Origin of the sequence: Burkholderia sp. BCC0419 (genome assembly GCF_902830285.1) — a bacterium.
Lineage (GTDB): Bacteria > Pseudomonadota > Gammaproteobacteria > Burkholderiales > Burkholderiaceae > Burkholderia.
Map to the genome: position 1 here is coordinate 302,403 of NZ_CADESR010000006.1, position 18,946 is coordinate 321,348.

Consider the following 18,946-nt stretch of genomic DNA (forward strand, 5'->3'; position numbering starts at 1 on the left):
CATCACGTTTCTGAAAAGGAATCACCGTGGTCATCGAAGCCATCGTCACCCGTCTCGACGCAGCATTCGCGCAAATCGAAGCCACACCGGATTCGCGCGAATCGCGCCATCAGCGCGACGCGATCATCCAGTGGCTGGACCGGGCATCGGAAGAAGGCTATCGGCTCGGTCTCGTCACGACGCTGCCGGCCGCGCGGCTCAGCGACATGTTCGAAGGCCAGTTCGGCCGCGCGAACCTCGACCGCTTCTCGGTCGTCGTCACGGGCGCCGATCAACAGGACTCCCGATCGAATCAGCATCCGTTCGATGTCGCGCTGCAAGCGCTCGGCGTGCCGCGGGAGCGCGCGGTCGGGATCGCGAGCAGCGAACCGGAACGCCGCGAAGCCGAGCATTTCGGGCTGTCGCGCTGTGTGAACATCACCGATACGGTACGCTCGATCGCATCGGCCGGGCTGCACTGAACGCCCGCACATGGGCCGGCCGCAGCCGGCCATCATCGTCGATCCGGCGGCAATCCGACGATTGCCCGACCGAATCCTGACATTCTGCTGTCAAAGTCGCTTGCAACACTTCGGGGCTCGACCACCTTCCCCGGAGACGGGACGACGCACATCCGCATCGCCCCGTCCGTTGCCCGCCACGATGACACGCCCGACCCGCACCGCCGCCGCCCTCACGATTGCCTGCCTGTTGCTCGCCGCTTGCGGCGGGGATGACTCGACGCCGCCCGCCACGTCGGCCGACAACAACGGCACGGCGCCCGCACCGCAGCCGCAACCTCAGCCCACGCCGACCCCGGCACCCGCGACCTACTACCAGACGAAGACGCCGTACCGCCCGCAGCAGGACGCCGCGACGTACGAAGCGCCGCCGGCCGGTTACGCGCCGGTCTATACCGAACTCGTCGCACGTCACGGCTCGCGCGGGCTGTCCGGCTTCAAGTACGACGGTGCGATCTACGCGATGCTGGTCAAGGCCGAGGCCGACGGCGCGCTGACCGCGCTCGGCGCGCAGCTCAAGGCCGACACGTACGCGATGATGAAGGCCAATGCACTGCTCGGCTATGGCGTGCAGGGCATCTCGACACCCGGCTACGGCAACCTCACGCAAACCGGCATCCGCGAACATCAGCAACTCGCCGCGCGTCTCGCGCAGCGGCTGCCCGCGCTGTTCGCCGCGAGCAACCGGCAGGTGGTCGTCGTCAACTCGGGCCAGGACCGCGCGGTCGACAGTTCGACGTATTTCTCGGCGGCGCTCGTTGCCGCGCAGCCGGCACTGGCGCCGGCCATCACGCTGCCGGCCGCGCCGTCCGGCTATCCGGCGAGCGCACCGGTCGCGCAGCCGGCCGGCACCAATCGTTTCCTGCTGTATTTCCACTCGCTGAAGCCGGCCACCGATCTCGTGACCGACACGAGCGATCCGTACTACGCGGCCTATCAGGCGAGCCAAGCCTACCAGACCTATGCAAACGACGCGACGGTGGCCGCGAAGCTGAAGGCGATCAAGGCCGCGCCGCAGGCGGCCGACGTCGCGCAAACGGTGCTGTCCGCGCTCGTGTCGCCGGCCTTCATCGCGAAGCTCGGCTCCGACGGCTACGCGTTCGCGAACACCGGCACCTATGCGTTCACGTCGACGGACGGCAAGTTCACCAACACGCTGAAGGGCGACGGTAAAACGAAGATCGCGACCGCCGTCGATGCGGTGAACGTGCTGTACAACCTGCTGCAGGTTGCGCCCGCAATGACCGCGGAAACCGGCGGCGTCACGATGGAGAAATACATCGGTGCGGAGCAGGCACAGTATCTCGCGTACCTGCAGGATGCCGAGGACTACTACCAGAAGGGGCCCGGCATCCAGGAAGCGAACCCGGTGACGTACCGGATGGCGAAGGTGCTGCAGGACGATTTCTTCGGCGAAGTCGACGCGATCGCGCGCGGCGACCTGACGCACGCCGCGAAGCTACGCTTCACGCATGCGGAGATCGTGATTCCGTTCGCGTCGATCATGAACCTGAAGAACGTGTTCGTGCCGACGCCGCAGGCGCAGACGTACACGTATGCGAACAACCCGTGGCGCGGCGAGCAGGTATCGCCGATGGCCGCGAACATGCAGTGGGATGTCTATCGCAACGGGTCGCGGCTCATCGTGAAGATGCTGTACAACGAGCGCGAGACGGATTTCCAGGCCGCGTGCGACGGCGCGAAGATTGCGCCGGCCAGCCACTTCTACGACTACGCGGGGCTGAAGCAGTGTTACGGGTATCAGTGATGTGATGCGGCGACGCCTTCAGGCCGGAAGCGCGCTTCGAAGCCAGGACGACGCAAGCCGTCCGGACTGCTTCGTGCGCCCCGCGGCCCGCTAGACTTTGAGCACGCCGTTCTGAAGCAGCAGTCGATGCAGGCATGCCGCTTGTCCGTCGTCCAGCACGCACTTCGGTACCACCCGGAACATCGCCAATGACTGATACAGCAGGATCATTTGACGATCCTCGCTCCAGTGGATGAGATCCGCGTAGTGAATTTCGTCGCGCGAAGTCGGCGTTTCGACCACGAAGCGATCGTCGTAAAAAATGACCGTGTGAAACTGATGAAGCGTCCTTTGCTGGTCGTAAATCTTGCGGCCTACGCGTGGCAATACCAGATGATTCAGGAGCGGCACGCCGATAGAAACGACAGCCGCGATTCCCGCGGCCATCCAGACATAGCGCCATTCCGGAAAATGTCCGCTTGCTACCCGGACGCCGCCGACCAGCAGGACGACGTACACGATCCCGACGATCGCAAATGACTTGAGCAGGTATTTTCCGTTGTACTTGCGCCAAAGATGCAGGCGGTATGCGTGGACGAGATCATCCGCGGTGATTTGAAAAACAACTTTGGTATCGCTCATAGGCGGGCTCGGAATGTTTGCTGGTTCTTGTACTTGCTCTGGACGCTTCACTGCGGGCACCGCGCGCCGGACGGCCGGCAGTACGCGCGCACGGTGACGTGCAAACGAGGCCGCGCGATATCGCCGGCCGGTCGATGCACGGCGACAATATACATGCGGGGAACGACACCTGTGCGGGGAATCGCCGCACCAGTGGCGCAGGCGGCAGCCCGGCGGGCGGCCAGCGTCGCACGCGGCTGAGCGGTCTGTTCGGGCAGGCGACACGCATCTCGCGCCGACGAACTCGCGGCGGCTCGCCCGGTCGAACGAGCATCGCCGGAGAATCCTCATGAAACGCGTCGCTCTTGCCGCCGTCCTGACCCTGTTTGCCGCCATCAGCGTGCCCGCGCCGGCAATCGCCGGTGCACCCTCCGGCGCCGTCGCGCCGGCTCCGACTCAGGCATACGCAAAGAATTGCGTGCCGTCGCGGGATGCCGCGCAAGGCGCCCGTTCACCCTCCAGCGCGCCGCCGATCCGCGTATGCGTCGGCGATTCCGACACGCAACTGAACCTGCCATGGTTCCTGACCGATGTCCTCACCGCCGTGGACACACACCAGTCGCCCAGCGGCCTGCTCCACAAGATGCGCAACGATTTCTGAAGCGCCGCCGGCACCGCATCGTTCATCACGCGTCGGGGCGCTTCAGCACCTGGATGAACGTGCCGACGATGCCGGCCCACATCGCCGGGTCGGCAATGCGCTCCAGCAGCACCCGCAACTCCCGTCGATCTCCATCCGACAGCACGCCGTGCGCGCCACGGATGCTGTCGTACCGCGGCGTCCCGCGCGACGCGAGCGCGCGATCGAGCGAATAGTCGCGGGCCTCTCCGTCCACCGAAATCCGGATCCACAGCGAACCGCCGTCCGCCACGGCGGCGCCATCGGTCACGACGACCGTGGGTGCGGCATTGTCTTCCATCGCAACGCTCCGGTTTGACGCCCGGGCAACAGACTGCCGACAACGGCGCCGCATGAAAATGTTTCTTTTTGAGACACAATCACGAAACCTCATCAATATTTAAACAACAATATTTCGCAATCGCGTGCCGCATCTTATACTTGCCGCGCACCATCCTCGTGCCAAGAGACGGTGTCTTTTGTCCCGGCTGCACACACTGTGCGGCCGGGGCTTTTTTCGGTACGCTGCGTCGATATACATGCTTGATGCCCGCATGTTATTGAGGAATGCTGCCAGATGATGGCCGATCGCGCCAGGCTGAGCCAACGCCGTCGCGACGGTCGACTCGATCGGCGTCCCGAAACCGGCGCGCGAGCCGCATGGCCCGAATCAGGCATGCGGCATGCGCGCCGTTGGCGCATCGACCGGTTCGACTTGCCACGCCATGCGTACAACACCAAAGGCAATCGCGGGACTATGGGCGCTCACGCCCGGCTCGAAGCCCCTTTTCCACCGCAGCGGCGCGTGGCCGCGCGTCGTCTTTTTCGCCGCCGTGATCATTTGCGTGCTCGTGCCCGCGTTCGCGATCATGCTGGCCGACCGCTACGCGCGCGATGCCGTCACCGCGCATGAACGCGTCGTGGCAAACGACATCGTGACCTCCGTGGACCGCATCCTGGACGGCGTTCGCCTCCGGCACGCGGACGAGCTGACCGCGCTCGTCGGGCGGCCCTGCGCGACGGTCTTCCGGACGCTGGCCGAAGTGGGCACTCGCCTGCGCTATCTGCGTGCGGTCGGGCTGGTGAACGACGGCCGCCTCATGTGCTCGTCGGCGCTCGGTTCGATCGACCTGCCGCTCGCCGCGTATGCGCGCGAGCCCGAACCGGGCTCGATGACCGTCACGCTGCTGCGCCAGACGCCGTTCCAGCGTGGCATTCCGGTGCTGTCCGTATTCCGCGCCACCGCGCGCGGCGCGGGCGTCCTGTATGTGATCGAAGGCGACTACGTGGCCGACGCGCTCGCCCACGGCACCGGCAACGGAGCGGAAACGGCCACGCTGTCGATCGCGGGTTCGGGCCGTCTCGACCAGCACGGGAAGTTCGCGCCGGAAACGGACGCAGGCCCCGCGGGCGGCAGCACGATTGCTTCGCAGCGCTGGCCGTTCACGGTGTCGGTCATCGCATCGGCGGGCTACGCGTCACAGGTCCAGCGCCACTACCGGCTGATCTGCGTGACGATCGTGCTGCTGGCCGATAGCCTCGTGATGGCCGCCTACCTGCTCGCGATGGCGCCGCGGCGGCTGTTGCTGAAGGCCGTGCGCCACGCGCTCAGGCGCAACGAGTTCCATGTCGTGTACCAGCCGATCGTCGACGTGCAGACGCGCAGGACGGTTGGCGTCGAAGCGCTGCTGCGCTGGCACCATCCGAAGTGGGGGGCCATCAGCCCGGCCGTGTTCATCCCGGAGGTGGAATCGAGCACGGTGCTGCCGAAGGTCACCGAATTCGTGCTGCGCACGGCGGTGTCCGAACTGACCGCGCTGACGCCGTCCTCGCCGCTGCGCATCGCCGTGAACATTGCGCCGCAGGACCTCGAGCGTGCGCGGTTCGTGGCCGTCGTCGAGGAAGCGATCCGCGCGCTGCCGCCCGGCTTCACGCTGGTGCTCGAAGTCACCGAGCGCATCCTGCTCGAGAAGAATGCGCGAACCACCGAGATCTTCCAGACGCTGCGATCGAAAGGCGCGAAGTTCGCGATCGACGATTTCGGCACGCATCACAGCAATCTCGACATGCTGTCGCGCTTTCCGTTCGACTACGTGAAGATCGATCGACAGTTCGTTTCACAACTGGACAGCGGCAGCGCGAGGCTGATCGAGGGGATCGCGGCCGTCGCGCATCACTACGGCCTGAAGATCATCGCGGAAGGCGTGGAGACCGAGGCGCAGCATCGTGCGCTGCATACGGTCGGGATCCAGTACGCGCAGGGCTACCTGTACCAGCGGCCGCTGCGCGCGGAGAACCTGCAGCACGATTTCGCATCGGCGACGGTGTAGCAGCGCCGCCGACGGCGACTACTGCGCGCCGTATTGACCGCCGAGGTGCACGCGGCCCTGCTCGATCCATCCTTCGAAGTCGTCGCCGGTCTTGCCGTTCACGTACATGATGTCGTACCAGCGCCCGTACGACTTGTAGACGGTCACCGAATCGCCGGGAACGATGAAGGTCCGCTTCGTCATGCACTGCGCGTCGGGCGCCGAGTAGAAATACGCGCGCCCCGTGCCGATGATCGTGCCGGACGCCGGCGGCCGGAAGTTGTCGTCCGGGCCGCTCATGGCCGCGTCGAGCTTTCCGCAATCAACCGCGCTTTTTGCGTTCGCGCCGTGCGCGCCCAGGCTTGCGCCGAGCACCAGCATCGCGATGCCCATGCGCATCGTCATTTTGATCTGCATCATTCGTTCTTTACGCCGTATCGTTTTTTCGGTTTGCCGGTTCTCGGCCGGCACACGCTCAATCCTGCGCGACCGTCGTCGCTTCGACTCGTCGCTTCGACTCGTCGCTTCGACTCGTCGCTTCGGCTCGTCGCTACGACGCCGGCTGCTTCCGGATGATACGACTACCGTCGAAACTCACAAAAACGGGACCGCCGTTCCGAATCGTGTCCTATAGTCAGTCAGCAGACATCATTCGACAACGGGACGCATCGACGTCCACGGAGGAGACGTGAAGCTGAAACAGGCCATCGACCGCATTCCGGGCGGGCTCATGCTGGTCCCGATGCTGCTGGGTGCATGCGTGCATACGTTCGCCCCGAACGCCGGGAAGTACTTCGGCTCGTTCACCAACGGCCTGATCGCCGGCACGGTGCCGATCCTCGCCGTCTGGTTCTTCTGCATGGGTGCGACGATCGACCTGCGCGCGACAGGCGTCGTGCTGCGCAAATCGGGCACGCTGCTCGCGACGAAGATCGTGGTCGCGTGGCTCGCGACGGTGATCGCCGCGCAGTTCATCCCCGACGACGGCATCCGCACGGGCCTGTTCGCGGGCCTGTCGCTGCTCGCGATCACGACGTCGATGGACATGACCAACGGCGGCCTCTACGCGGCCGTGATGCAGCAATACGGCAGCAAGGAAGAGGCCGGCGCGTTCGTGCTGATGTCGATCGAATCGGGGCCGCTCGTCAGCATGCTGATTCTCGGCGCGGCCGGCGTCGCGGTGTTCGAGACGCGGCTCTTCGTCGGCGCGGTGCTGCCGTTCCTGATCGGCTTCACGCTCGGCAACCTCGATGCGGAGCTGCGCGAATTGTTCGGGCGCTGCGTGCATCCGCTGATTCCGTTCTTCGGATTCGCGCTCGGCAACGGCATCGATCTCAACGTGATCGCGACGAGCGGGCTGCCGGGCATCGCGCTCGGACTCGCGGTGATCGTCGTGACGGGCGTGCCGTTGATTCTGGCCGACAAGTTTCTGGGCGGCGGCAACGGGACGGCCGGGCTTGCCGCGTCGTCGACGGCCGGCGCCGCGGTCGCGAACCCGGCGATCATCGGCGAGATGATTCCGAAGTTCAAACCGTTGGTGCCGGCGGCGACGGCGATCGTCGCGACCGCATGCCTCGCGACGGCGATTCTCGTGCCGATTTTGACGGCGATGTGGGCAAAGCGGGCAGCCAGGGCGTCAGGGGTGCCGGTGAGGGTCGCGGCGCGAGCGGCGCATGGTGGGGCGATCGAGCATGAGGGGCATGTTTGAGGGGGCTGGACCAGCGTTCGTCCAGTGATTCGCCGCCGTGCCGCGCGCCGGCGAATCGCCCTCTCCGCCTTCGGGTTCTACGACGACGGCATTCCCTGAGACGTTTCCACCGTGTCGCGGTTCACGGGAGCGTAGAACACGCGGAACCACACCCGGTAAGCCACAAAGGCGCCGCCGAGAACCACGATCGCCATCGTGACGGACAACACACTGACCCCAAGAATGCTATCAAGCAAGCGCAACGTCAGATAGAACAGCACCGAGAGGGACGCCATCGCCGCAAGCGACGCGCCCAGCCAACGCCAGCCGTGCAGTCGAACGAGATCACGAGGCAGGCCGAGTCTCGCTCCCGCAAAGACCAATGCCGCGGGAACGGCGACCGCACCAACGTAGCTGACCATCACGCGCGCGAGGCTATCGTCGAAGTTGTCGAACAATATCGGCACTGTCCACGTCATCAAGAGCATCCATACGCTGGCGAACAGCCATGCCGCGAGGCCCGCAATGTACCGCGTTGCGTGACGACGAGGCACGCCGGGTAACGCATCGTTGCGAAACATCCGGGTAACGAACCACCACGCAAGCCAGGCCACGAACGCATAAAGGGTGGCACTCGCCGGCACGATGAGCTTCGCGATAGCCATCAGATGAGTGCCACTGCCGGACAGGCCGAGCAACACCGCCTGGATGAGGAAAATCTGCGCGATCTGCCAGGCCAGCAGGCATAGCGCATAGCTCGTGAGCAGCCGCGCAGGACGCCGGAACGCAAGCTGACCGCGACGCTCCCCGTGCCATCGAACAATCAGATAAACCAGGCCGGTTCGAAACACCAGGTTCTCGATGAAACTGGCCAGTTGAATAGCGAGCATCTGCGAGGTTAGCGAGAACCTCGTCAACTGCACGTAGACGCCCGCTAGAAACAGCACCGTGATGATGATCGCCGCGATCAGCGCAGCGATAGCGGGTAACGAGGGGGGCCGGGTTTGTGAACTCATGTGGACTCCGGAATCAATAAGTTGTCAGTTGCGCGATGCCGGACTTGCCGGGCTGTTGGTCGACGGACGGCAATTCGTCATCCTTGTGAAACTGGCGCTGCGTATCGTCAATCTGGTTGGCTCCGGGTGCCCGTGCAATTACGTCGATTGCGGGCAGGATTGGCGGGTGCGCCCGAGCGTATCCAACGTCAAGCAGGATGCAATGTTTTTTAGGTCGGCCGGTCTATGACGTCTTGTCCACCGATCCCGGAAGCGGCAGCCCCGTCGCGGGATCGAGATGCTTGGCCTTCGCCATCTCGTTGATGAGTTCGTTCGAGGGCTTCGGGGGTGGTGTGGCTGCGTCTTGTTCCTTTTGCCACTGGAATGTCCCATCCCATGCCGGGAGCTTCGCTGGAGGCAACGGAACAATCTTGTCGAGGTCGGGAACCCTGGGATTCCTAGTTTCGTTGTCGGTCAGAAATTTCCAGATCACTTCGTAGCGCTTGGATCGCTCGGGATCGTTCTCGAGTCCGAGATAATTTAGGCGATCGGATCGCGGCGGACCTTTAAAACCGTCACTCAAAATTGAGGTGGACATAGCGTCCCCTGCTCGAGTGCCAGATTGAAATGTCTTGACAGCTTCTTTCTGATTTTCATTGTTTTTCTGATCTATTCCTAACGTTCCCGCAGCCTTCCCGTACCCTTGTTCCGTCGCACATTTCAGCATCTGCCGAGCGATATCGGGAGCCCGATCATGTGGCGCAAGCTGCTCAGCGACGTACGTTTGGGCCTCGGGATTCCCCAAGTCAGCAGCCTTCCTAAAATACCGCAAGGCCATCTCGGCATCCTGCTTCAAACCATAGCCGACTTCGAGATAGTGCCCGATGTCGTAATACCCACCTGGCACCCCTTCATCAATCAGCTTGGTTGCGAACGCAATCGTCTCCTTTGCCGCATCAGGCGAACTGGCCAATCCTTGCGATACGAGCTTCTGTGCATTCGTATTGGCTTTGAAGTGACCGTATGCTGAAGCGATACGATAATAGCGCGCGATATCGTTGAAATTCTTCTCCCCCTGCTGCTTCTGAAGGTATCGACCATACTGAAACAGCTTGTCGGCTTCCGGATCGAGAGACGGCAAATAATCGACTTCGTGCACGCAAGTGAAGGCCAGGTTCAGACGTACCGCACTCACATCTGGCAACGGGTTCACAGCATTCTCGCTCTTCGAGCAAGCTATCAGCAGGCACGAAACGAGTAGGACGACAGGCGTTCTACGCACGATTGATCGTGCCTGCTTCCCGCGGTCGGAACCGAGCGCGCGATTGGCCACACAGCCTTGCCGCATGAGTCGATCAAGCCTGATCAAGGTATGCAACGAGTTCCCATGCAACCTGTTCGACGTGTTGACGCGTACCCATCATGCTGTCGAGCACCGCCAGCTTTCTCGGTTCGTGCACGACAACGGACGGCAATGCGTCTCCCTTGAGAAATCGGCGTTGCGTATCGCCAACTTGACCCGCGCCGAGTTTCGCGCACCATACGCCGTCTTCCGGACAAGGTTGACCTGTGTGCGCGACCGTACCCAATGGAAGGCGGGATGCGACGTTTTCGGGTTGCTCGGTCTGTGAAGTCTTGTCCGGGGATCCCGCAAGCGGTAGCCCGGTCGCGGGATCGAGATGCTTCGCTTTCGCCATCTCGTTGACGAGTTCGTCCGATGGCTTGTGGGGCGGCGTGGCGGCGTCTTGTTCCTTTTGCCACTGGAATGTGCCGTCCCACGAAGGGAGCTTTGCAGGAGGCAACGGAACGATCTTGTCGAGGTCGGGAACCTTTGGATTGCGGCTCTCGTTACTATCGAGAAATTTGCCAATCAAACGATAACGACGCGAGCGTTCTGGATCGCGCGCAAGCGCAAGGTACGAAAGACGATTTGATGCCTCGGGGCCATTGAATCCGTCTTCGAGTGCTAACGCAGCCTGAGAACTTCCTGCCTTCACACCTTTTTGAAAGGATAAAACGGCATCCGAATATTTGGAGTCGTTTTTTAAATTGATTCCCAAATAATTGGCGGCATCTCCGTAACCTTGATCGGTCGCACACTGCCTCATTTGAAGTGCAATCTCTGGAGCTCGATCATGTGGCGCCAGCTGCTCAGCAACATAAGTTTGTGCCTCAGGACTCCCCATGTCTGCAGCCTTCCTGAAATACCGCAAGGCCATCTCGGTGTCTTGCTTCAAACCGTAGCCAACTTCGAGATAGTGCCCGATATCGTAATAGCCACCAGGAACTCCATCGTCGATTAACCTCTTTGCTAGCGCAACGGTTTCTTTTGCTCCATCAGGAGAGTTGGCCAGCCCTTGAGAAATCAGCTTCTGTGCGTTGGTGTTGGCTTTGTAGTGACCATACGCTGCGGCTATTCGATAGTAGCGCGCAATTTCATTGAATTCCTTTGGGCCATCGATTTTCTGCAAATACCGACCGTACTGAAACAACTGGTCTGCCCGCGGATCCAAAGGCGGAAGGTGCTCACTCTCGTGCACGCAAGTAAATGCGAGATTGGCCCGTACGGCCGACATATCGGGTAGATTCGATTCCACAGAGTCTTCCTTATTGGTGCAGGCGCACATCAGCAACATGACTGCATATATTAAAAGCGAATTTCTCATTTTTCAGTCTTTGTAGGTGCGTTCGTTTGACGTGCGCATGAAACGAACAATCGAAGCGACGGGTGAATGCTTTCCCCCACCCTGCAGGTCAGCGTTATTGTTAAGAATCATTTCCCATTTATTAAACGCTTGCCCAGGATCATCCTGCGCACCCTCACTATTTGTATGCAGACTCCACAATTGCTGCCGTAACCTCTTGGTCACGTCACCATTCTCGTGACAGATATTGAGTTCGCTATCCGCTTCCATGCTACGTGTGTTGATGTTCGCTGAACCCAGTGTCGTAAACACATCGTCGATCGTCATCAATTTTGCATGAACATAGACGGGCACCCAGTTGCCCGGCGGGGAATCCGGGGCCACGAGCGTACAGACATGAACCTTGAGGCCATCGTACTCCTTGTTCAGAACAGGCTGCGGCGCACTCTTCATCTGCGATGCAATCGATTCCCGTCGCTGTTTCAATTGCTCGATCCTCGCCTTCGCATCGGCAACTCGCTTTGCCGAGTCGGGTGAGTCAACAATGCCTTGCACTTCCAACGCCCCAAGCAACGCTTGGTTTGCCTGCGACTGCTGATCCACAACCGCCGCCATCTGATCCTTCAAAGCGGTCTGGCGAGCGTCCTCTTGCTCCAACGTCGCGACACCCGGAATGCTTTGCGCCTTCCCCAACGCGCTCAGCATCCGATAAGTATTGACGGTCCCGGTTCCGACTGCCTCGTCACCTGAATTCGTGATGGCGAACAGATACAGCGGGCCATGCTCGGTGACGTTGCGTCCCCAACTGACGTGCTTGGCAGCGACCGCTTTGATTGCATTCGCAAGCGGTGGCCATCGAAAATACTGATTCTGGATAAAGACGTGTTGCGTTGCGTTGTTCACCGCTTGCAGATAAAGCTTCTCGATGTCGCGTCGTCCCTTCTGGGACTGTGTACGCACGATCTGAGCCATCATCGGCGTATCGCCACCCGGAGCGTATCGAACCTTGAGGCGATCCTTAAGACCGTGTCGTGCCTTGCCAAGGCCTTGGCCGGTGGCGTCATCCCATGCCTGGCAGAAGTTTGCATTCAGATACTGCAATACCGGACCGGTCACATAGCTGGAGATGTCCTGCCACGGACTTGGACCATTACGCCCGGTCGAAGGTGTCTTTGGCTTGTAACTGTGATCATCCGTATCCCAGTACTGATCGAGCATGTTATGTCCCATCACAAAGCCGACGGCATTCTCCGGCGCCTCATAATCGACAAGCACCATCTTTTGGTGGTGTGTCGGAATTCCGGCACCCATGCCAACACTGTTCATCGCTTTGGTTTGGAGGTCACGATTCTTGTCTTTTCCATGCCAGAAAGTACGCCATGCAATCTCCGCCCGATTAGCAGGACTGAAACCCCGAGTGGCGAAGTCGATATTCTTTAGCGCGTGATCCTTGTAGTACTGCGCACGCGCTTTTTCATAGGCCAGTTTCGCTAGAGGCGTCAGCAACGAAGCGCTTGTTACGTTATTCAAGTCAGCGCGCCAATACCATTCCGTGTCGAATTGTCTTTCTTCGTCAGTTTGATAGTCACGGGACAACATCGAGTTCCGACGATAGGTGTCGTCAGATATACGTCGCTTTAACCCGGTTATCATGTCGTAGCCCGGCATGTTGTTCTCACCCAATTCGGTGAGGTACAACGGGTCCCGCCAACACAGCAATCGGACTTTGACGCCTTTCTGCCCCATCTGCTCAAGCAATTCTCCGATCCGAAGTGAGTGACCGTCGCGCTTGAAATACATGGACGGCTGAAACCCCCAGCAAATGATGTCGATGGTGTGCTGGGCTTTCATGAGCACATCGTAGAGCGCCCCAAACGCTTCTTTGCCGTTTACCAAGGGCCTGAATGTCGCCTGCTTCGCGGCGTATTCAGTAAATTGCAGAAACCATGGCAGCGTCGCCGTCGCGTTCGACGTGTGATTCAGCGCCAGCGGCGTAGTGAAGGTATTGTCCGGCGTTGCCATGAGCTATGCGTCCGAAGAAGGATTGAGCAGATCGTTGTACTGTTGTCGGTGGGCAGCCCGATCGGGCGCAACTTCGTCGTCAGGCGCACTCTCGAGGAACTGAAACCCCTGATTCGCAAGTTTCCCATTCTCGGCATCCCGATACTCGCCCGGCACCGGAATCTCGTGCTTGACCCCGTTCGCCATCTCCAGCGTGTACTTCTGCGTGGTGACCTGATGATCGATCGGCAACTGCCCCGTCTTGTCGAACACCCCTTGCTTGACCAGCGCCCCGTCCGCGTAAAGCTTGTACGGCATGCCCACCGGGACGACACTGGTCGCGGACGGCGAGGCCATGGTATTCAGCATCAGCCGCCGCGTCGGCAAATCCTTGAACGCAGGATTGGTCACATCCATTCGCGCAGGACCGCTGAACGCATGCTGCGCACCCTTGATGTCGATCTTTCCCGGCGCATGAATCTCGATGTCACCACCTTTGAGTCGAATGTACGCGCCACCCGACGTCAACAGGATTTCCTGCTGCGCTGATGCCTGGACCTTCTCGGTCACGGAGGCTAGCAACAACGACTTCTGCGCCGTCACTTCGACATTGTCCGCATGAGTCTGAACCTCGATCTTCCCCTTCGCGGCAAACAGCTTCATCCCGGCATTCTGCACGAACAGGCTCAGTTTCTCCGTAATGCTGGCGATGAGCGATTTGCCGGTCGCGACGTGCGTGCTTTGCCCGCTGACGAGATTGACGTGCTGATCCGCAGCAACGTGCGTCGACTTCTGCGTCGACAGGCCGATGCCGGCAGGCGCAGCAATGAGGATCACCGGCTGCTTGAACGCACTGGCGTCGCCTGTCCCTCCGCCGGCTGTCACACCGCCACCGCCCGTTGCACCTGATTCATTGTGCTGCGTCGCATCTGCGAAGGTCTTGAAGGTGTCGTGGCCATCCTTCAAGCTTTCCGCCTTCGACGTTTCGCTTGCCTGCGACAGGCCATCGAGGATATTCGCCGAGCCGTTCAATTGACGCGTCGCCAGGCTGGCATCGAGCGGCTGGCTGGCGACCGGGTGCGTCGTCACGAACAGTCCTCGCCCGGCCCGCAGCGCGCCATAGGCCTCGGAGCTCAGGTCGAAGCCTTTGCCCAGATAACTGCCCCGTGCGTTGTCGTTCTGATCGATCAGGTAGCCCAGGTGCAACGCGGCATTCGTGCTGCTGCTATACAGGTGCACGCGGTTCTGGCCCGTGGAGTCGTCCATGACCATCTGGTTGTAACCGCTCCCCGAGAACTCCTGGGACCGGTAACCCGACAGCAGGGCATTCGAATGCCATCGTGGCTTCGCGGCCCCGTTGTACACGCGGTGCAACGCAATCGGGCGATCGATGTCGTTCCCGATATGGCCGATCAGCAGTTCCTCGCCGGCGCGCGGCATGTGAACGCCGCCGTACCCGTCGCCGGTGTCGGATTGCGCGACACGTACCCAGCACGACGCCCGCTCGTCACCTTCGTTGTGCCGATCCCAGATGAACAGCACCTTGACCCGGTTCAGGTCGTCGGTATACGCCTGCTGCCCTTTGGGGCCGGCCACGATGGCCGATTCCAGCTTCGCTTCCGGTTTCCGGTGTTCGAGGGGGCTGCGATACGGAACGGACGTGCGCTGCGCTTCGATGGCAATTCGATAGAAGCCCGTCGAGCCGTCGCCATGCGATACGGCGAACAGGTTGTCCGGGTCATCCGCATTGGCCTGTTTCACTGCCTGATAGAGGCTATGCGGGTAGTTTGCTTCGTGCCCCGAAAGCGGCACGTTGTTCACGATGATCCACTCGACCTCGATCACCGCAAATTCCCGGTGATCGGCCGCGTCCTGGTCGTGCTCGGGATGTCCCGTCAGCATGAACCGCCGCCCCGCATCGATGCGGCGTACCCCGCCGACACCATCGTAGCGCTTGGCCCGCGACTCCCATTCCTCCATGCGAATCTTGCCGAGATGATCGCCACGCTCCTGCTCGGAGTACGTATAGCCGCCCGTATACTCATACACCTCGGCTTGCGACGGCAGATCGCCCTGATTCGCCATCGTGGGCACCGACGTCGCCTTCGGATTGGCTGGAGTCGACGGATTCTTGTAGTCGAACGTTCGCGTCGACAGCAGGACAGACTGCAGCGTCCGGGTTCCGGCCCACTGCGTAAAGGCGTCCACTTCGCCGTGAACGCCCGCCCGGGAAAAATCGACCGTTGCCGGCGCAAGCGGATCGAGCGTCTGAAGACGATCGGTGATCACCAGCGTGTGCGATTTGCCGTCCTGCGCTTGTTTCCAGACGCCGTACAGACCTTCGGATTCAAGCAGCCGATGCACGAAATTCCAGTCGGTTTCGTCCTGACGGCAGTAGGAACGCGAGGGCAGCGGTTGCGACAGTTCAAAGCGAACCATCCCGCGTGCCTGCGGATGCTCATCGAATACATCGGCAATGATCGCGTCGACGGTTTTGTCTTGCCAGTGGCGCTGATCCCGTCGGAATTTCAGGAAATGCAGCCATGACGAGAAACTGAGCTGATAACACGCGAGCCCGCCATCCACGCCGAGTTTTCTCGCGGTATGAATATAACCGTGGTGAGGAAGATAGGACTTGTCGGTCTGCTGAATCCACAGCGTGACGGGCTGCGAAATCAATGCCTTGAGCTGGACATCGTTCGATGTCGACACGCAGTCGATCATGAACAGGTAATCCCGACCGATGCGAGACTGCCCGAACACACGGTGCGGAATCAGAACGTTACTGCCAAGCGGTGTATCGAGCTTGAGAAGCCGCTCCTGCTGAATCAGCCCTCCCGTGAGTGCCCCGATCATGCTGTGCGCATCCATAGCGCCTCTCTCAGAATTATATTGTTCTCGACCAGTGATTCTACGAATGACAATTCTGTGACGTCAATTGGGTGGAATTCAAATAATTGAAAACTGTAATTATTTATTCATTGGCGCGAATGCATTTCGTAATAATCCAGGATTTTCGGCGCGCGATCGTCGTCCAGCCGCGCGACCGGTTGTCGCCGGCCGACCGGCAGGCGTCCGCGCGCGTCGACACCACCGCGTTCGGCGAAGTCACACAGAAGATCGCGCCGGGCATGCGGGTCCTGATGCGACCGTCGTAATGCGCGGCGTCATGACGCCCGCTTCCTGCCACCTGATGCCATAGAACCGCCACCGGCGCGAACCGCTTCCAGGCGCTAAAATCCGCCGCCTGGGCATCCACGACGAGCAAGCGTTTTGACGGCGTTCGAGCAGGGCTTCATCCTTACCCGCCACTGGCGGGACACCGCATCCGGCATCGAGATCGAGTTCTGGCTGGCAACCGAACACGGTCCGCGCCGCGTGCGGTTGCGCCCGCAGGAAGCCGTCGCCTTCATCCCGGCCGAACAGCAGGCGCTTGCCGAACGCACGCTGGCCGGCGAGCGCGACGCCGAGCTGCGCCCGCTCGCGCTGCGCGACTTCCGGCAGCGCCCCGTCGTCGGCCTCTATTGCAAGCGCTATCGCCATCTGTCCGGTCTCCAGAAGCGGCTCTCCGCCGCCGGCGTCGACGTCTACGAAGCCGACGTGCAGCCGCCCGACCGCTACGCGATGGAGCGCTTCATCACCGCATGCGTCGAGTTTCGCGGCCAGTCCGGCCGCGATGGCACGCTCACCGGCGGCGAGCTGAAGCCCGCGACCGGTTACCGCCCCGCGCTGCGCTGCGTGTCGCTCGACATCGAAACCAGCGTCCACGGCGAGCTGTACTCGATCGCGCTCGAAGGCTGCGGGCAGCGCCAGGTCTACATGCTCGGCCCGCCGAACGGTGACGAAAGCGGCAGCGCAGGCACCCCGGACTTCGACCTCGACTACTGCGACAGCCGGCCCGCGATGCTTGCACGGCTCAACGACTGGTTCGACGAACACGATCCCGACGCGGTGATCGGCTGGAACCTCGTGCAGTTCGACCTGCGCATCCTGCATGCGCACGCGGAGCAATACGGCGTGCCGCTGAAGCTCGGGCGCGGCGGCAGCGTGCTCGACTGGCGCGCGCACGGCCAGCAGCCCGACCACTTCTTCGCGGGCGCGGCCGGCCGGCTGATCCTCGACGGCATCGACATGCTGAAATCCGCGACGTGGACCTTCCCGTCGTTCAGCCTCGAATACGTGTCGCAGTCGCTGCTCGGCGAAGGCAAGTCGATCGACAACCCGTACCAGCGGATGGACGAGATCCAGCGCCGCTTCGATCACGACAAGCCCGCGCTCGCGCGCTACAACCTGAAGGACTGCGAGCTCGTCACGCGCATCTTCGACAAGGCCGACCTGCTGTCCTTCGCGCTGGAACGTGCGAGCGTCACGGGCCTCGCGGCCGATCGCACCGGCGGGTCGGTCGCGGCGTTCACGCACCTGTACCTGCCGCGCATGCACCGGCTCGGCTATGTCGCGCCGAACCTCGGCGACGTGACGGGGCAGAACAGCCCCGGCGGCTTCGTGATGGATTCGCGCCCCGGGCTGTACGACTCGGTGCTCGTGTTCGACTACAAGAGCCTCTATCCGTCGATCATCCGCACGTTCCTGATCGATCCGGTCGGCCTGATCGAGGGGCTCGCGCACCCCGCCGACGATGCATCGGTGCCCGGCTTTCTCGGTGCGCGCTTCTCGCGCACCGCCCACTGCCTGCCCGATATCGTGCGCCGCGTGTGGGAAGGCCGCGACGACGCGAAGCGGCAGCGCAACGCGCCGCTGTCGCAGGCGCTGAAGATCATCATGAATTCGTTCTACGGCGTGCTCGGCTCGACGGGCTGCCGCTTCTTCGACCCGCGCCTCGCGTCGTCGATCACGATGCGCGGCCACGAGATCATGCACCGCACGCGCAAACTGATCGAAGCTCAGGGATACGAAGTGATTTACGGCGATACCGATTCGACGTTCGTGTGGCTCGGCCGAGCGCATGACGACGACGAAGCCGGCGCCAAGGGCCGCGCGCTCGTCGAGCACGTGAATCGCTGGTGGCACGCCCACCTGCGCGAACAGTTCGGGCTCGACAGCGCGCTGGAGCTGCAATACGAGCGGCATTACCGCCGCTTCCTGATGCCGACCGTGCGCGGCGCGGAAGAAGGCAGCAAGAAGCGCTATGCGGGCCTCGCGGCGACGGCCGACGGCGGCGAGGATCTCGTGTTCAAGGGGCTCGAAACGGTACGCACCGACTGGACGCCGCTCGCGCAGCAGTTCCAGCGCGAGTTGTACCGGCGCGTGTTCAGGCGCGAACCGTACCAGGATTTCATTCGCGACTACGTGCGGCGCACGCTGGCCGGTGAATTCGACGAGCAACTCGTCTACCGCAAGCGCGTGCGCCGGCCGCTGCGCGAATACGAGCGCAACGTGCCGCCGCACGTGCGCGCGGCGCGCATCGCCGATGAGTTCAACCACGCGCAGGGCCGGCCGCTGCAGTACCAGCGCGGCGGCTGGATCAGCTACGTGATGACGACGGCCGGCCCCGAGCCGCTCGAGACGATGCGTTCGCCGATCGACTATGCGTTCTACCTGAGCCGCCAGCTTCAGCCTGTCGCCGATGCGATCCTGCCGTTCCTGCGCGACGATTTCGAACGCGTGATCTCCGGGCAGGGGCAGTTGTTCGGCGACTGACGGAAGGGCGCCATCTTTCACTCTCGCTCATTCCGGAACACAGCTCGCCAGGAATCGCCGTTTATCCGGCCGGTCCGGGTTCCTAAACTTGCCTCGTCGGTTCA

Annotated in this window: 15 protein-coding genes; 6 read left to right on the forward strand and 9 right to left on the reverse strand. The window is 61.9% G+C overall.

From position 1 onward, the window contains the following. Positions 1 to 26 precede the first annotated feature (26 nt). Together HWW87_RS26700 and HWW87_RS26705 are read left to right on the forward strand one after the other, a co-directional pair. Positions 27 to 461: a phosphatase gene (locus HWW87_RS26700; RefSeq protein WP_175822815.1), complete on the forward strand. Its 435-nt coding sequence runs from the start codon at positions 27 to 29 to the stop codon at positions 459 to 461. A gap of 181 nt (positions 462 to 642) precedes the next feature. After that, positions 643 to 2,268 carry a histidine-type phosphatase gene (locus HWW87_RS26705; RefSeq protein ID WP_175822816.1) on the forward strand — a complete coding sequence of 542 codons (1,626 nt, stop codon included), beginning with the start codon at positions 643 to 645 and terminating at the stop codon, positions 2,266 to 2,268. Between the two features lie 90 nt (positions 2,269 to 2,358). On the opposite strand, the gene HWW87_RS26710 is transcribed toward HWW87_RS26705, so the two are convergent. Next, complete coding sequence (locus tag HWW87_RS26710) at positions 2,359 to 2,889, reverse strand: YcxB family protein (protein ID WP_175822817.1); 531 nt, start codon at positions 2,887 to 2,889, stop codon at positions 2,359 to 2,361. Between the two features lie 328 nt (positions 2,890 to 3,217). On the opposite strand from HWW87_RS26710, the gene HWW87_RS26715 reads away from it, so the two are divergent. After that, complete coding sequence (locus tag HWW87_RS26715) at positions 3,218 to 3,529, forward strand: hypothetical protein (protein ID WP_175822818.1); 312 nt, start codon at positions 3,218 to 3,220, stop codon at positions 3,527 to 3,529. 25 nt (positions 3,530 to 3,554) lie between these two features. Here HWW87_RS26715 and HWW87_RS26720 read toward each other — a convergent pair whose 3' ends face one another. Next, on the reverse strand, positions 3,555 to 3,848 hold the full coding sequence (locus tag HWW87_RS26720; RefSeq protein ID WP_175822819.1) for a hypothetical protein: 294 nt from the start codon (positions 3,846 to 3,848) through the stop codon (positions 3,555 to 3,557). 424 nt (positions 3,849 to 4,272) lie between these two features. Between HWW87_RS26720 and HWW87_RS26725 the strand changes: the two genes are divergently transcribed. Next, entirely contained in the window at positions 4,273 to 5,877 is a 1,605-nt protein-coding gene (locus HWW87_RS26725) for an EAL domain-containing protein (RefSeq protein ID WP_175822820.1), read from the forward strand. Positions 5,878 to 5,895: 18 nt separating this feature from the next. Here the strand turns inward: HWW87_RS26725 and HWW87_RS26730 are convergent, their stop codons facing one another. Then, the gene (locus HWW87_RS26730; protein ID WP_175822855.1) at positions 5,896 to 6,273 is read right to left on the reverse strand and encodes an SH3 domain-containing protein; all 378 of its coding nucleotides are present in this window, start codon (positions 6,271 to 6,273) and stop codon (positions 5,896 to 5,898) included. 271 nt (positions 6,274 to 6,544) lie between these two features. Between HWW87_RS26730 and kdgT the strand changes: the two genes are divergently transcribed. Then, positions 6,545 to 7,564 (forward strand): 2-keto-3-deoxygluconate transporter, encoded by a 1,020-nt coding sequence (gene kdgT / locus HWW87_RS26735; RefSeq protein WP_175822821.1) that lies wholly within the window; start codon positions 6,545 to 6,547, stop codon positions 7,562 to 7,564. Positions 7,565 to 7,641: 77 nt separating this feature from the next. Here kdgT and HWW87_RS37265 read toward each other — a convergent pair whose 3' ends face one another. From HWW87_RS37265 to HWW87_RS26765, 6 genes are all read right to left on the reverse strand, one after another. After that, complete coding sequence (locus HWW87_RS37265; protein ID WP_244107344.1) at positions 7,642 to 8,559, reverse strand: hypothetical protein; 918 nt, start codon at positions 8,557 to 8,559, stop codon at positions 7,642 to 7,644. Between the two features lie 223 nt (positions 8,560 to 8,782). After that, a complete protein-coding gene (locus HWW87_RS26745; protein WP_347879301.1) occupies positions 8,783 to 9,751 on the reverse strand; it encodes a sel1 repeat family protein in 969 nt (322 codons plus the stop codon). Between the two features lie 142 nt (positions 9,752 to 9,893). Next, positions 9,894 to 11,204 carry a DUF6396 domain-containing protein gene (locus tag HWW87_RS26750; protein WP_244107345.1) on the reverse strand — a complete coding sequence of 437 codons (1,311 nt, stop codon included), beginning with the start codon at positions 11,202 to 11,204 and terminating at the stop codon, positions 9,894 to 9,896. Positions 11,205 to 11,207: 3 nt separating this feature from the next. Beyond that, on the reverse strand, positions 11,208 to 13,205 hold the full coding sequence (locus HWW87_RS26755; protein WP_175822822.1) for a phosphatidylserine/phosphatidylglycerophosphate/cardiolipin synthase family protein: 1,998 nt from the start codon (positions 13,203 to 13,205) through the stop codon (positions 11,208 to 11,210). A gap of 3 nt (positions 13,206 to 13,208) precedes the next feature. Continuing rightward, positions 13,209 to 16,055, reverse strand: coding sequence for a type VI secretion system Vgr family protein (locus HWW87_RS26760; RefSeq protein ID WP_175822823.1), 2,847 nt, complete (start codon positions 16,053 to 16,055; stop codon positions 13,209 to 13,211). A 103-nt stretch (positions 16,056 to 16,158) separates the two neighbouring features. After that, positions 16,159 to 16,452: a hypothetical protein gene (locus HWW87_RS26765; protein ID WP_175822824.1), complete on the reverse strand. Its 294-nt coding sequence runs from the start codon at positions 16,450 to 16,452 to the stop codon at positions 16,159 to 16,161. Positions 16,453 to 16,457: 5 nt separating this feature from the next. Here HWW87_RS26765 and HWW87_RS26770 point away from each other — a divergent pair, with 5 nt between their 5' ends. After that, positions 16,458 to 18,842: a DNA polymerase II gene (locus HWW87_RS26770; RefSeq protein WP_175822825.1), complete on the forward strand. Its 2,385-nt coding sequence runs from the start codon at positions 16,458 to 16,460 to the stop codon at positions 18,840 to 18,842. The last annotated feature ends 104 nt before the right edge of the window (positions 18,843 to 18,946 follow it).

Excerpts from the sequence above, each read along its gene's own strand:
- HWW87_RS37265 (WP_244107344.1), bottom strand. The coding sequence starts at position 8,559 with ATGAGTTCACAAACCCGGCCCCCCTCGTTACCCGCTATCGCTGCGCTG.
- HWW87_RS26715 (WP_175822818.1), top strand. The coding sequence starts at position 3,218 with ATGAAACGCGTCGCTCTTGCCGCCGTCCTGACCCTGTTTGCCGCCATC.
- HWW87_RS26750 (WP_244107345.1), bottom strand. The coding sequence starts at position 11,204 with ATGAGAAATTCGCTTTTAATATATGCAGTCATGTTGCTGATGTGCGCC.
- HWW87_RS26710 (WP_175822817.1), bottom strand. The coding sequence starts at position 2,889 with ATGAGCGATACCAAAGTTGTTTTTCAAATCACCGCGGATGATCTCGTC.
- HWW87_RS26720 (WP_175822819.1), bottom strand. The coding sequence starts at position 3,848 with ATGGAAGACAATGCCGCACCCACGGTCGTCGTGACCGATGGCGCCGCC.
- HWW87_RS26755 (WP_175822822.1), bottom strand. The coding sequence starts at position 13,205 with ATGGCAACGCCGGACAATACCTTCACTACGCCGCTGGCGCTGAATCAC.
- HWW87_RS26705 (WP_175822816.1), top strand. The coding sequence starts at position 643 with ATGACACGCCCGACCCGCACCGCCGCCGCCCTCACGATTGCCTGCCTG.
- HWW87_RS26730 (WP_175822855.1), bottom strand. The coding sequence starts at position 6,273 with ATGCAGATCAAAATGACGATGCGCATGGGCATCGCGATGCTGGTGCTC.
- HWW87_RS26760 (WP_175822823.1), bottom strand. The coding sequence starts at position 16,055 with ATGGATGCGCACAGCATGATCGGGGCACTCACGGGAGGGCTGATTCAG.
- HWW87_RS26725 (WP_175822820.1), top strand. The coding sequence starts at position 4,273 with ATGCGTACAACACCAAAGGCAATCGCGGGACTATGGGCGCTCACGCCC.